Here is a 12,669-nt window from a genome sequence, read left to right on the forward strand (position 1 = left end):
TCTCCTCGTTGATCTCGGGGACCGTCACCGCGATCAACGAGAAGAGACGGTGCAGATAACGGTGCACCTCTCGGGCTTCACTCCGCGCCGGCTGCTCCCCGCCGAGCAGGCCGAACTGCTCGACCACGGCCTCGGCATCACCAACGTCGTCGCCCGGGCCACCGCCCGGGCCGACGAGCTGTCCGCCGAGGAATTCCGGGCCGGGGGGCGGATCCTCACCGCCAAGGTCGAGCGGCTGCGCCCGCGATGGCTGGCCGTCGTGGGGATCACCGCCTACCGCACGGCGTTCGGCGACCGCCGGGCCCGGATCGGGCCCCAGGAGCGGACGGTCGGCGGAGCCCGCGTATGGGCCCTGCCCAACCCGAGCGGCCTCAACGCGCACTGGACCACTCGGACCATGGCCGAGGAGTACGCCCGGCTGCGCGCCGCTGTGGAGGCCGGCACCCTTTAGCACCCCGTCCCGGCGGGCCTGGGCCGGCCTCCGTCCCGACCACGCCCGGCTCGTACCCGGAGCCGCCCTCCTCCGGGTACGGACCGGCCGGCTCCGGCTCGTCCCAACGGCTGCGGAGGCGCTGTGCGGTGGTCATGCCGTCCGTAGGACTCTCTCCGCCGGCCATCAGGGCCTTCCTTCGTAGTTTGAGATGATTTCAGCCCTCTCGTTCCTGGTGCCCGGTCGCCAGTCGGCGTTTCGAGCGCACCTGACGGGCGCCAACCGACCGACGCCCTCCGGCAGATGCCCGCTCGGCGCCCCGGTTCCACGGCCGCCGCTCCCCACCGGTCACGGCCTCTCCCCACGGCTCGGCAACCCACGGTCGCCCTCCCCCTGAGCAGCGAGTACCATCCGCCTGACATGCGCACGAGCTGGGAGGACACACCGTGGGCCGGCTGACCGGTGGGGACCCGTCGCTGCTGCGGCGGATCAATTCCGCGGTGGTACTGCACGCCCTGCGGGGTGCTTCCTCCTCGACCCTCACGGACCTGACCCGCATCACGGGCCTGTCCCGCCCGACGGTCGAGGGCGTCGTGGAAGGGCTCTTCGAGGCGGGCCTGGTCGTCGAGTGCGCTCCGGAGGGGGCCGAAACCCGCCGTCAGGGCCGCCCGGCCCGCCGCTTCCGCTTCCGGGCCGAGGCCGGGCACCTGCTGGGCATCGAGATCGGCCCGCACCGCGTGTCCGCCCTGCTGTCGGGGCTGGACGGCCGGATCATCGGCGCCGGCTCACGCGAGGTGCCGGAGACCGCCGGTGCGGACGACCGCCTCGACCGGGTGCGGACCGTGGTGGCCGACCTCCTGCGCCGCACCGGTGTGGCCCGCAGCAGCCTGCGGGCGGTGGGGGTGGGCAGCCCGGGCATCGTGGAGGCGGACGGAACGGTCCGGCTGGGCACCGCGCTGCCGGGCTGGACGGGTCTGCCCCTGGGCGAGCGGCTGAGGCGTTCGTTCCGCTGCCCCGTCCTCGTGGAGAACGACGCCAACGCCGCCGCCGTCGCCGAGCACTGGAAGGGCGCGGCCACCGAGTCCGACGACATCGTGTTCGTGCTGGCGGGGCTGAGCCCGGGTGCCGGTTCCCTGATCGGCGGGCGGCTGCACCGGGGGTTCGGCGGCGCGGCCGGGGAGATCGGCGCGCTGCACCTGCTCGGCCGGGACGTGACGCCGGAGCACCTGCTGTCGACGACGGACACCCCCCTCGATCCGCTCGACGAGCACGCGGTCGCCGCGGTCTTCGCGAAGGCCCGGCACGGGGACGAGCAGGCGCAGGCCGCGGTGGAGCGGTTCATCCAGCGCCTGGTGCACGACGTGGCGGCGCTGGTGCTGGCGCTCGACCCCGAGCTGGTGGTGGTCGGGGGCTGGGCCGCCGGGCTGGACGGCGTGCTGGACCCGCTCCGGGGCGAGCTGGCCCGCTACTGCCTCCGCCCGCCCCGGGTGGCCCTGTCGCTCCTGGGAGAGGCGGCGGTGGCGACCGGTGCGCTGCGGCTCGCGCTGGATCACGTGGAGGAGCAGTTGTTCGCCGTCGAGGGAACGGTGACGGCCCGCCGCTGAGCGCGACGGGCCGTGGGGTGCGGGAGCCGGGGGCCGTACGGGCTCGCGCCCGGTGACGGCCCGTCTCAGGACGCCTGGCGCTCCTGGGCGGGGTGGCTGATCTCCAGGTCGCCCGAGTCCCCGAAGGTGAGCCGGCAGGTGTCGGCCCGGTACGTGGCGATCGCGACCGCCGCCGTGCCGCCCGCGGCGAGATAGCGGGTGGTGACGACGAGGACGGGGGCGCCGGGCAGCCGGTCCAGCTCCTTGGCGTCATCGGCGCGGGCCGAGCCCAGCTCGACGGAGCGGTCCTGGCCCTCGAGGCCGAGCCGGTGCAGTTCGCGTACGACGTTGCGGGCGCGGGCCGCGCCGGACGGGGCCTCTATGCCGGACAGGTCGGGCACCGAGGACGACGGCACGTAGAGCAGCTCGGCGGCGACCACCTGGCCGTGGCTCGTCCGGATGCGGCGCACGATGTGCAGGGGCTCCTCGGCGCCGACGTTCAGCGCCGCGGCGACGGCGGCCGGGGCGGGAGCGCTCTCGCAGTCCACCGGCTGCCAGGCCTCGCCGGCGCCGCCCTCGTTCCAGTCGTTGCGGGCGGTGGAGACCGTCACGCCCACGCGCGGCGGGGCGACCGTGGTCCCGACGCCGCGGCGGCGGTGCAGCCGGCCTTCGAGTTCGAGCTGCTCCAGGGCCTGCCGGAGCGTGGCCCGGGCGACACCGAACCGGGCGGCGAGCTCACGCTCGTTGGGAAGGACCTCTCCCACCGCGAAGTCCGAGTCGAGTGCCTCACTGAGCACGGTCTTGAGGTGCCAGTACTTCGGCTCCTGCACCGTTTCCAGCTGCGTGGTCCCCACCCTGTCCTCCGCAATCGCCCAGCGGCTTTTTCCGCCACGTTATTTATTAAAGGTTCCTGTCTTAACGTTGAGACCATAGGGCGGCACACCCCCTTGGTCAAGACCAATCCTGCGCCGGGGACCCTGTGAATGGCTGGCCCGCCGCACAGCGTTCACAGGACGTTCGCGGCCCGGTGCGCCCCGCGCAGCACAAAGCCCCACGTCGGGGCGGACACGCGGGGCCGGTGAACGATTCCGTCGCGCCCGGACGGAGCCGGTCGTGCCGACCGGAAGAAACCAGTGGCCGGGCCGCGGCGGGCAAAGGCGTACCGGCCTGTGGAACTGGAAGCTACTTGGCGGTAGTTGTGGTGGGCGCAAGGTCCATCCGCTTACCGGCACGGTCTCCCCGTGTCGCGAGGACCGGGGGTACCTCCCTGGCCGGCACGGTCTCGTTCGGCGTCGAGTCGCCCCGAGGGCCCCGGACCGTGTCCGTGGCGTACGAACGCAGTGGTCGCGGGGAGCCGTTGCTGCTGCTCCACGGCATCGGCCACCACCGTCAGGCCTGGGACCCGGTGATACCGGTCCTCGCCGTGGAACGCCACGTCGTCGGCGTGGACCTGCCCGGTTTCGGGGCCTCCCCCGCGCTGCCGGAGGGCGTCCCGTACGACCTGGCGACCGGGGCACCGCTGCTCGCCGGGTTCTGCGAGGCGATCGGGGTGGACCGCCCGCGCGGGGCGGGCAACTCGCTCGGCGGGCTCCTCGCCCTGGAGCCGGGGCGTACGCAGGCCGTCCGCTCGGTGACCGCGCTCTCGCCCGCCGGCTTCTGGAGCGAGCGTGAAAGGGTCTACGCCTTCGGGAGGCTGCGCGCGATGCGGCCGGCGGCGGAGTCGATACCACTGCCCCTGACAGAGCGGCTCTCCCGCACGGCGGTCGGGCGGACGGTGCTGACCAGCACCCTCTACGCCCGGCCCGGCCGCCGCTCGCCCTCGGCGGCCGTCTCCGAGACGCCGGAGCCGCGCGGGGCGGCCCGGCTTCCACCAGATCCTGGCCGCCGGCCGGGACGTGCTGTTCACCGACGACGTACCGGGTCTACCGGTGATCATCGCCCGGGGTGGCCGCGACCGGCTCCTGCCGCGCCGCCAGGGCGTCCGGGCTTAGCACACCATGCCCGGCGCCCGGTTGGTCCGGCTGCCCGGCTGCGGTCACGTCCCGATGAACGACGCCCCCGCTCCGGTGGCCCGGGTGGTCCTCGACACCAGCCGCTGAACCGTCCGCCCGGTGCCCGCCGCGCCGCCCCAGCACTCCCGAGCCGATCGCCACACCGAGGCCGACGAGGCAGGAGCCCGCCGCCTGCGCGAGACCGTACGAGCCGGTGCCCACCAGCGGGGCGGTGAGCGCGGCGGAGACCGGGATCAGGCCGGAGAAGAGGGTGGCGCGCTCGGCGCCGATGCGCTGGATTCCCATGTACCAGCAGACGAAACCGATGACCGTGACGACGGCCGCCTGCCAGATCAGCGCCAGCGTCTCGTCCCCGGTCGGCACCCGCAGGAAGCCGCCGCCGTCCAGCACCAGGCCCAGGAGCGCCGACTCGGCCGCCGCGAGGGCGCACACCGTCGCGGACAGCAGCTTCGGGCCCAGCGGGCGCAGCACCGGCACCGCGAGGACGGCGAAGCCCACCTCTCCGGCCAGCGCGCCGACGGAGCACAGGATGCCGGCGAGGTCGGTGCGCCCCCAGCCCTGGACCGTGAAGGCGCCGGCGGCGACCAGCGCCGCCGCGTACAGCACGGGACGTGTGGGGCGGCGCCCTTCCAGCAGGGGCACCAGCACGGCCACGACGATCGGGGCGCAGCCGACGAAGACGCCCGGAACAGCGGGTTCCGCCGAGCGCTCGGCGGTCAGGACGGCGAGGTTGAAGCCCACCATGCCGACGGCGGCGAGCAGGGCGAGCCGCCCCCACTGCCGGCCGGTGAGCAGGCGCAGCGTGGCGAGGGGGCGCGGCTCCCCGGCCCGGTGGACCAGGGGCAGCAGGAGCAGCGCCGCGAGGCCGTAGCGCAGCGCCTGGCCGCCGGCGTACGGGTAGTCGCCGAGGACGCTGTTGGCGGTGAAGGAGGCGCCGACGAGGACGCAGGCGAATGCGGCGAGCAGGGGGCCGCGCGGAGAGGTCACGTTCATGGGACCGACGCTAGGGAGCGTAGTGGCTCGGTTTAAGGTCCACTTCCATGACAGCTTCGGGGACCAATTCGCCCGCCGTCGGCCACGAATCCGTCTCGGCGGCCTGGGAGTTGCTGTTGCCGGTGGCCTCGGCCCCGGCGCGTGGCCGGGGCCGGGCGCTTCAGTCGGCGTTGCGGGGGGCGGTACGCTCCGGCCGTCTGGCGCCGGGGACCCGGCTGCCCTCCAGCCGTGAGCTGGCCGCCGATCTCGGGGTCTCGCGCGGTCTGGTGACCGAGGCGTACGAGCAGTTGACGGCCGAGAGCTATCTGCGCAGCGGGCGGGGCGCGGGGACGTGGGTGAGCGGGTCCGCGCGGGCGGCTGCGGGCGGTGCGCGGGACCTGGCTCCCCGCGCCCGTGGGGCCGTCGTCGACTTCCGTCCGGGCACGCCCGATCTCTCCCTCTTCCCGCGCAGCGCCTGGGCCGCCGCCCACCGCTCGGCGCTCGGCCGGCTGCCGCACAGCGCTCTCGGCTACCCGGACCCGCGTGGGCTCCCGGAGCTGCGGGAGGCGCTCGCCGCGCTGCTGACGCGGCGGCGGGGGGTGGTCGCCGACCCGGAACGGCTGCTGGTCTGTTCCGGGGTGGCGCAGGCGACGACCCTGCTCGGGTTCGTCCTGCACGGGCGCGGGTTGCGCACGGTCGGTGTGGAGGACCCGGGGAGCCCCGAGCACACGGCGCTCTTCGCCTCCGCCGGGGTGGCGACGGCCCCGGTCCCGCTCGACGACGAGGGCCTGGCCGTGGAGCCGCTGGTGCGCTCCGGTGTGCGGGCCGTGGTGACGACCCCGGCGCACCAGTTCCCGACCGGAGTGGCGTACTCCGCGGCGCGGCGCAGCCGGCTCCTGGAGTGGGCGCGGGAGACGGACGGACTGGTCGTCGAGGACGACTACGACGGTGACTTCCGCTACGACCGCGCCCCGGTGGGCGCCCTCCAGGGCCTCGATCCGGAACGCGTCGCCTACACCGGTTCGGTGAGCAAGTCGCTGGCTCCCGGGCTGCGTCTGGGGTGGCTGATCGCGCCGGCGTCGATGACCGCCGAACTCGTCGACCGGAAGCGGACGATGGATCTCGGGAACCCGGCACTCGATCAGGCGGTGCTCGCCGATTTCGTGTCCGGCGGGGGCTACGACCGCCAGCTGAGGCGCTGCCAGCGCGCGTACCGGGAGCGCCGCGACGTGCTGACGCGGACGCTGGCCGAGTACGTCCCCGGCTCCGAGGTGAGCGGTGTGGCGGCGGGTCTGCACGCCATCGCCCGGCTGCCCGAACGCTGGGGGCCGGAGGAGGGGTTCGCCGAGCGCGCGGCGGGCGCGGGGATCGCCGTGCGGCTGTTGCGCGAGTACGGAACGGCGCTGCCTGCGGGCGGCTGTGTACGTCTGGTGCTGGGTTACGCGCATCTGGCTCCGGCGGACCTCGTCCGTGGAGTGCGCGCGCTCGCCGGCCTTGGCCAGAACCCGTGTTGACCTGCGGCGGAGGCTGGTTGTCAGTGGCGGGTTCTACGGTTTTTCCATGACCCGAACCGTGCAGGCCCTGGCCTGCTCACGTCCCTCCGTCCTGGCGTCCTCGCAGGCCGCGCTGCTCGAAGGGGAGTCGGTCAAGCCGAACCGGCTGGCGGACGCGGCCCGGACGGCGGCGGGAACCGGGGCCTACGGGACCGTCCTGTCCGTGCTGGTGCCGGTGCTGCCCGCGTTGCCGGCCCGGGAGCGGGCGCCTCGGGGGCTGAGCGATCTGCTCGCCGTGGCGGCGGAGTGCGCGGAGCGCTGCGGCCCGCCGAAGAGCGGGCCGGTCCCGGGCCTCGCGGAGACGGCCGCGCGCGGCGGGACGACCCAACTGGTGCGGCAGGCGATACGCCTGGAGACCGCGTGCCGGCCGGGGGCCGGCTGACCGCACGGGTCGGGTGACCGTCCGGGTACGGGCTGGCCGGGCCGGCTTCCGGGCCCGGGCCGCCATACCGTCGACACCCCTGCGCACCCCCTTCGAAACACGCGACGAATCCACCCGAAACCGACGACAGGAAGCCCGATGGCCCCTTAACCCATCGGTCACAGAGCGTTCGTGATCAGGCAACACGGTGCGGTCACAGTGGATCCATGACTGATGCGACATCTGCGAAGAGTGCCCCCCGCCCCCACCACTGGCGGCGGGACGTGATCGAACTCGCCGCGCTCTTCACCGCGGTGGCGGTCGCCGACGCGATCGCCAACCTGATCGGGCACCAGCCGGACGGCCCCTACCTGCTCATCGCCTCCGCCGTGGCGCTGACCGCGACCGCCGCGTTCCACACCTGGTGGGCACGGCGCCACAGCCACGCGCCGCCCCCGCCCGAAGCCACGGTCACGGGCCCGGACGCGGCCGGCGAAGAGACCGGCCCGGCGGCCGCCCCGACCGGCGTTCCCGCCCCCGCCGCCGCCCCCGGCGAAACCGTGCTGTGGCGGATGCGGACCACGGTGCGGGACGCTCCGGGCAGTCTGGCCGCGTTGTGCACGGTGCTGGCCCGGCACGGCATCGACATCCTCACCCTTCAGACGCACCCGCTGGCGCAGGGCACCGTCGACGAGTTCCTGCTGCGGGTGCCCGCCTCGCTGCCGCCCCAGCAGCTGACCCACGCGGTGTCCGCCGCAGGGGGCAGCTCCACCTGGACCGAGCGGGCCGACGCCCACGACCTGGTCGACGCCCCGACACGGGTGCTCGGCCTCGCCACCCGTACCGCCCTCGACGCCGCCGAACTCCCGCTCGCTCTGCGTCAGTTGCTCGGACGGTGCACGATCCACTCGCTGCCGGCCGTCTCGGTCACCGGCCGTGCCACCGGCGAGACCGCCCCGGTCGAAGGGGTGCTGGAGGAGACGGTGATGCGGCTGCGCGATCCGTCGGGGGGCGTCATCACCGTCGAGCGGCCCCACCTCCCGTTCACGCCCACGGAGTTCGCGCGGGCCCGTGCGCTGGTGGAGCTCGATGCCCGGCTCGGCCCCCGGGTCCCTCGCGGCGAGCAGGTGCTCACGCTGCCCGAGGGCAACGAGATCACCGTGCGCCGGGCGGACCGGGCGGACCTCGAAGCGGCCGTGGCCATGCACGGACGCTGCTCGGAACAGACACTGCGGCTGCGCTACCACGGCCCGGTGCGGGAGGCGGACCGCTATCTGGACCACCTGCTGAGCCCGCGCTTCGGCCGCACCCTGGCGGTGCAGACGGCTTCCGGACGGCTGGTCGCCCTCGGTCATCTGCTCTGGGACGGGGACGAGACCGAGGTCGCCCTCCTCGTCGAGGACGAGTGGCAGCGGCGCGGCATCGGCTCCGAACTGCTGGCGCGGCTGGTGGCGATGGCCGGCGAGGCCGGCTGCGAGAGCGTCTACGCCGTCACCCAGGCGTCGAACACCGGCATGGTCGCCGCCATGCGCGCGCTCTCGCTGCCGCTCGACTACCAGATAGAGGAGGGCACGCTGGTGATCACCGCGCGCCTTGCCTCGATCCCGGCGCCCTCCCTGCCGCCGCTGCCGCCGTACGAGCAGGCTGAGCGCTGAGTCCACGGCGTACGGGTTCCTCACCGCTCAGCGCCTGGCACAGGTCGGCCCACAGGTCCTCGACGTCCTCCAGGCCGACCGACATGCGCAGCAGCCGGTCGCCGACGCCGGACGCGTGCCGGTCTCCCTCTTCCACGATGCGGTGGCTGATGGAGGCCGGGTGCTGGATGAGGGTGTCGACGCTGCCGAGGCTGACGGCGGGAGTGATCAGCCGGACCCCCGCGATCACCTGGTGCGGGTCGCCGTGGACCTCGAACGAGACCATGGCGCCGCCGAGTTCCGGGTAGTGGACGCGGGCGATACGCGGGTCGGCGGCGAGCCTGCGGGCGAGTTCGGCGGCGCTCGCCGAGGCGGCCCGGACCCGTACCGGCAGGGTGGACAGGCCGCGCAGCAGCAGATAACCGGCCATCGGGTGCAGGACGCCGCCGGTGGCGAAGCGCACCTGGCGCAGCACGGCGGCGAACTCCTCGTCGCAGGCGACGACTCCGCCCATCACGTCGCCGTGCCCGCCCAGGTACTTCGTCGCACTGTGCAGCACGATCCGCGCTCCGTGCTCGACGGGGCGCTGCAGGACGGGCGTCGCGAAGGTGCTGTCGACGAGGAGCGGCACCGAACCGCACGAGTGCGCGACCGCCCTGATGTCCACCTCGGCGAGGGTCGGGTTGGCGGGTGTCTCCACGATCACCAGACCCGTGTCGGGCCGGATGGCGTCCGCGATGCCCGCCGGGTCCGTCCACGTCACCTCGGTGCCGAGGAGCCCGGCGCCCAGCAGGTGGTCGCTGCACCCGTACAGCGGCCGCACGGCGACCACATGGCGCAGCCCCAGGCTCGCCCGGGCGAGCAGGACGGCGGTCAGCGCGGCCATGCCGCTGGCGAACGCCACGGCGCTCGCGGCGCCTTCGAGCCGGGCCAGTGCGGTTTCGAAGCGGGCGGTCGTCGGGTTGTCGAGCCGTGCGTAGACGGGCGGTCCGTCGGGACGGGCCCCGGTGGTGGCGAAGGTGTCGATCCGCTCCGCCTCCGCACGGGAGTCGTAGGAGGGGTAGGTCGTCGACAGGTCGATCGGTGCGGCGTGCAGGCCGAGGGCCGCGAGGTCGTCGCGTCCGGCGTGCACGGCTTCGGTCGCGAGCGCCCTGGACGGGGTTGTCGTCGAGGGCGGCAGCACGGATTCGGTGTTCATGCCCGCACTCTGAACGCTCATCGGATCGGACGGCCGAAACCCCGTGCTACGTTCGGCGAATGTCTGATTCCGTCGCTCTCGACACGGTCGATCTGCATATTCTGCGGCTGCTGCAGAACGACGCCCGGACCACCTACCGGGAGTTGGCGGCCGAGGTCGGCGTCGCCCCCTCGACGTGCCTGGACCGGGTGAACCGGCTGCGCCGCACCGGCGTCGTCCTCGGGCACCAGCTGCGGCTCGACCCGGCCCGGCTCGGGCGGGGTCTCGAAGCGCTGCTCTCCGTGCAGGTGCGTCCCCACCGCCGGGAGCTGATCGGGCCGTTCGTCGAACGGATCAGGTCGCTGCCGGAGTCCCGTGCCCTGTTCCATCTGACCGGCCCGGACGACTATCTGGTGCACGTGGCCGTGGCGGACACGGCGGACCTGCAGCGGCTCGTGCTCGACGAGTTCACCTCGCGGCGCGAGGTGGCCCGGGTGGAGACGCGGCTGATCTTCCAGCAGTGGGAGTGCGGTCCGCTGCTCCCTCCCGGGCCGGGGGCGGGGTCCGGGGAGGTCCCCGGTCAGGTCCGTCCTGGCGATTGATAGTGACGCGGGCCCCCTCCGCGTATGAGGATGCTCCTATGTCAGACTCTTCCAGCAGCGCACTGCCGCGCCAGGTCGCCGACGCCTACGTCGACGCATTCATCGAGCTCGACCCGATCTCCGGCACCTACCTCGGTGTCGCGGCGAGTTCGCGTCGCCTTCCCGACTTCTCCCCCGCCGGCCAGGAACGGCTGGCCGCGCTGGCCCGGGACACCCTCGCACGGCTGGACCGCGCGGAGCGGCTGCCCGGTGCCGCCGAGGACGCGGAGCGCCGCTGCGGCCGGCTGCTACGGGAGCGCCTGACGGCCGAACTCGCCGTCCACGAAGCGGACGAGGGGCTGCGGGCCGTCTCCAACCTGCACTCCCCGGCGCACTCGGTCCGTGAGGTGTTCACGCTGACGCCCACCGAGACGGACGAGGACTGGGCGGCCGTCGTCGAGCGGCTGCGGGCGGTCCCGGCGGCGCTGGCCGGTTACCAGGAGTCCCTGGCGCTCGGCCTGGAGCGCAAGCTGTACGGCGGTCCGCGCGCCGCCGCCACCTTCATCGGCCAGCTCGACGAGTGGGTCGGGGACGGCACGAAGGGCTTCTTCCAGGACTTCGCCGCCGCCGGCCCGGACGCCCTGCGCCCGGATCTGGACGAGGCCGCCGCGCAGGCCACCGGCGCCCTGGACGAGCTGCGGCGGTGGATGCGCGAGGTGTACGCCCCCGCGATCGAGGGCGAGCCGGACACGGTGGGCCGTGAGCGGTACGCCCGTTGGTCGCGCTATTTCAACGGCACCGACCTGGATCTCGACGAGGCGTACGCGTACGGCTGGTCCGAATACCACCGGCTGCTCGCCGAGATGAGGACCGAGGCCGAGAAGGTGCTGCCGGGCGCGGGCCCCTGGGAGGCGCTCGCCCATCTCGACGTGCACGGCAAGCACATCGAGGGCGTCGACGAGGTCCAGGCGTGGCTGCAGGGGCTGATGGACGAGGCGATCGACGCGCTGGACGGGACGCACTTCGAACTGGCCGAGCGGGTCCGCCGGGTGGAGTCCCGGATCGCCCCGCCCGGCGGCGCCGCCGCCCCGTACTACACGGGCCCCTCCGAGGACTTCTCCCGGCCCGGACGCACCTGGCTGCCGACCATGGGCGAGACCCGCTTCCCGGTGTACGACCTGGTGTCCACCTGGTACCACGAGGGCGTTCCCGGTCATCACCTCCAGCTCGCCCAGTGGGCGCACGTGGCGGAGAGCCTGTCGCGCTACCAGGCGTCCATCGGCATGGTCAGCGCCAACGCCGAGGGCTGGGCGCTGTACGCGGAGCGGCTGATGGACGAGCTGGGCTTCCTGCCCGACCCGGAGCGCCGGCTCGGCTACCTGGACGCGCAGATGATGCGCGCCTGCCGGGTGATCGTGGACATCGGCATGCACGTGGGTCTGGAGATCCCGGCCGATTCGCCGTTCCACCCGGGTGAGCGGTGGACGCCGGAGCTGGCCCAGGAGTTCTTCGGCAACCACAGCGGCCGGCCCGCCGACTTCGTGGAGAGCGAGCTGACCCGCTACCTCTCGATGCCGGGCCAGGCGATCGGCTACAAGCTCGGCGAACGCGCCTGGCTGCTGGGCCGGGAGAACGCCCGCGCGGCGCACGGCGACGCCTTCGACCTCAAGGCGTGGCACATGGCGGCCCTGTCGCAGGGCCCGCTGGGCCTGGACGACCTGGTCGACGAGCTGTCGAACCTCTGATCCATGGCGGCCGGGCCCGGGGAGCCGTCCCCGGGCCCGGCCTTCGTCAGCAGCCGCAGTCGTCGGTGCCGGCCGGTGCGGTGAGCGGGTCGGCCGCGCGGCGCACGCCGCCGTTCCGCGTCTCGTACGGGAAGCCCTCGCGCGCCCAGTACTCGAAGCCGCCCAGCATCTCCTTGACCCGGTAGCCGAGCCGGGCCAGGGCGAGGGCGGCGCGGGTGGCGCCGTTGCAGCCGGGGCCCCAGCAGTACGTGACCACCGGCACGGCCGGGTCGAGGAGCCGGTGCGCCCGCTCGGCGATGAGCGCCGTCGGCAGGTGCACGGCGCCCGGGACGTGCCCCTGGTCCCAGGATCCGGTGGACCGGGAGTCGAGCAGGACGAAGCCGGGGTCGCCTCCGCCGGCGAGGGCGGCCGCGACGTCCGAGACGTCGGCGTGGAAGACGAGCGAGGCGCCGAAGTAGGCGGCGGCGTCGGCCGGTTCGGCGGGCGGGACGCTCAGGACGGGGTGGACGGCGGGGGCGCCGGGCTGCGGAGTCATGCCTGAAACCTATGATCGACGCCCCAGGCCCGGAAGGTGAGATCCCCGGCAGCCGCCTTGATCCGCCGGGGATTCCACGGTTCCCT

At 74.1% G+C, this 12,669-nt stretch carries 10 protein-coding genes and 2 pseudogenes; 8 read left to right on the plus strand and 4 right to left on the minus strand.

Going from position 1 to position 12,669, the window contains the following annotated elements:
• Positions 1-49 precede the first annotated feature (49 nt).
• Together ABZ564_RS19490 and ABZ564_RS19495 are read left to right on the plus strand one after the other, a co-directional pair.
• On the plus strand, positions 50-451 hold the full coding sequence (locus tag ABZ564_RS19490; protein ID WP_360857640.1) for a mismatch-specific DNA-glycosylase: 402 nt from the start codon (positions 50-52) through the stop codon (positions 449-451).
• Positions 452-876: 425 nt separating this feature from the next.
• Positions 877-2,034: an ROK family protein gene (locus tag ABZ564_RS19495; protein WP_360857643.1), complete on the plus strand. Its 1,158-nt coding sequence runs from the start codon at positions 877-879 to the stop codon at positions 2,032-2,034.
• Positions 2,035-2,099: 65 nt separating this feature from the next.
• Here ABZ564_RS19495 and ABZ564_RS19500 read toward each other — a convergent pair whose 3' ends face one another.
• On the minus strand, positions 2,100-2,867 hold the full coding sequence (locus tag ABZ564_RS19500; protein WP_360857646.1) for a GntR family transcriptional regulator: 768 nt from the start codon (positions 2,865-2,867) through the stop codon (positions 2,100-2,102).
• Between the two features lie 551 nt (positions 2,868-3,418).
• Between ABZ564_RS19500 and ABZ564_RS19505 the strand changes: the two are divergent.
• Positions 3,419-3,694, plus strand: a pseudogene (locus tag ABZ564_RS19505) (alpha/beta fold hydrolase); the annotation flags it as partial.
• Between the two features lie 241 nt (positions 3,695-3,935).
• Here ABZ564_RS19505 and ABZ564_RS19510 read toward each other — a convergent pair.
• Positions 3,936-5,018, minus strand: coding sequence for a DMT family transporter (locus ABZ564_RS19510; protein WP_360857649.1), 1,083 nt, complete (start codon positions 5,016-5,018; stop codon positions 3,936-3,938).
• A gap of 47 nt (positions 5,019-5,065) precedes the next feature.
• On the opposite strand from ABZ564_RS19510, the gene ABZ564_RS19515 reads away from it, so the two are divergent.
• From ABZ564_RS19515 to ABZ564_RS19525, 3 genes and pseudogenes are all read left to right on the plus strand, one after another.
• Positions 5,066-6,511: a PLP-dependent aminotransferase family protein gene (locus tag ABZ564_RS19515; protein ID WP_360857652.1), complete on the plus strand. Its 1,446-nt coding sequence runs from the start codon at positions 5,066-5,068 to the stop codon at positions 6,509-6,511.
• Between the two features lie 112 nt (positions 6,512-6,623).
• Positions 6,624-6,932, plus strand: a pseudogene (locus ABZ564_RS19520) (hypothetical protein); the annotation flags it as partial.
• Between the two features lie 206 nt (positions 6,933-7,138).
• Complete coding sequence (locus ABZ564_RS19525) at positions 7,139-8,566, plus strand: GNAT family N-acetyltransferase (RefSeq protein ID WP_360857655.1); 1,428 nt, start codon at positions 7,139-7,141, stop codon at positions 8,564-8,566.
• Here the strand turns inward: ABZ564_RS19525 and ABZ564_RS19530 are convergent.
• Complete coding sequence (locus ABZ564_RS19530) at positions 8,493-9,743, minus strand: PLP-dependent transferase (protein WP_360857658.1); 1,251 nt, start codon at positions 9,741-9,743, stop codon at positions 8,493-8,495. The two genes, ABZ564_RS19525 and ABZ564_RS19530, sit on opposite strands and share 74 nt — an antisense overlap.
• A gap of 59 nt (positions 9,744-9,802) precedes the next feature.
• Here ABZ564_RS19530 and ABZ564_RS19535 point away from each other — a divergent pair, with 59 nt between their 5' ends.
• Complete coding sequence (locus tag ABZ564_RS19535; protein ID WP_360857661.1) at positions 9,803-10,324, plus strand: Lrp/AsnC family transcriptional regulator; 522 nt, start codon at positions 9,803-9,805, stop codon at positions 10,322-10,324.
• A 38-nt stretch (positions 10,325-10,362) separates the two neighbouring features.
• Positions 10,363-12,048 (plus strand): DUF885 domain-containing protein, encoded by a 1,686-nt coding sequence (locus tag ABZ564_RS19540; RefSeq protein ID WP_360857663.1) that lies wholly within the window; start codon positions 10,363-10,365, stop codon positions 12,046-12,048.
• 46 nt (positions 12,049-12,094) lie between these two features.
• On the opposite strand, the gene ABZ564_RS19545 is transcribed toward ABZ564_RS19540, so the two are convergent.
• Positions 12,095-12,583 (minus strand): rhodanese-like domain-containing protein, encoded by a 489-nt coding sequence (locus tag ABZ564_RS19545; protein ID WP_360857666.1) that lies wholly within the window; start codon positions 12,581-12,583, stop codon positions 12,095-12,097.
• Positions 12,584-12,669: the final 86 nt, after the last annotated feature.

Origin of the sequence: Streptomyces sp. NPDC019224, from assembly GCF_040632605.1 — a bacterium.
Taxonomy (GTDB): Bacteria; Actinomycetota; Actinomycetes; order Streptomycetales; family Streptomycetaceae; genus Streptomyces.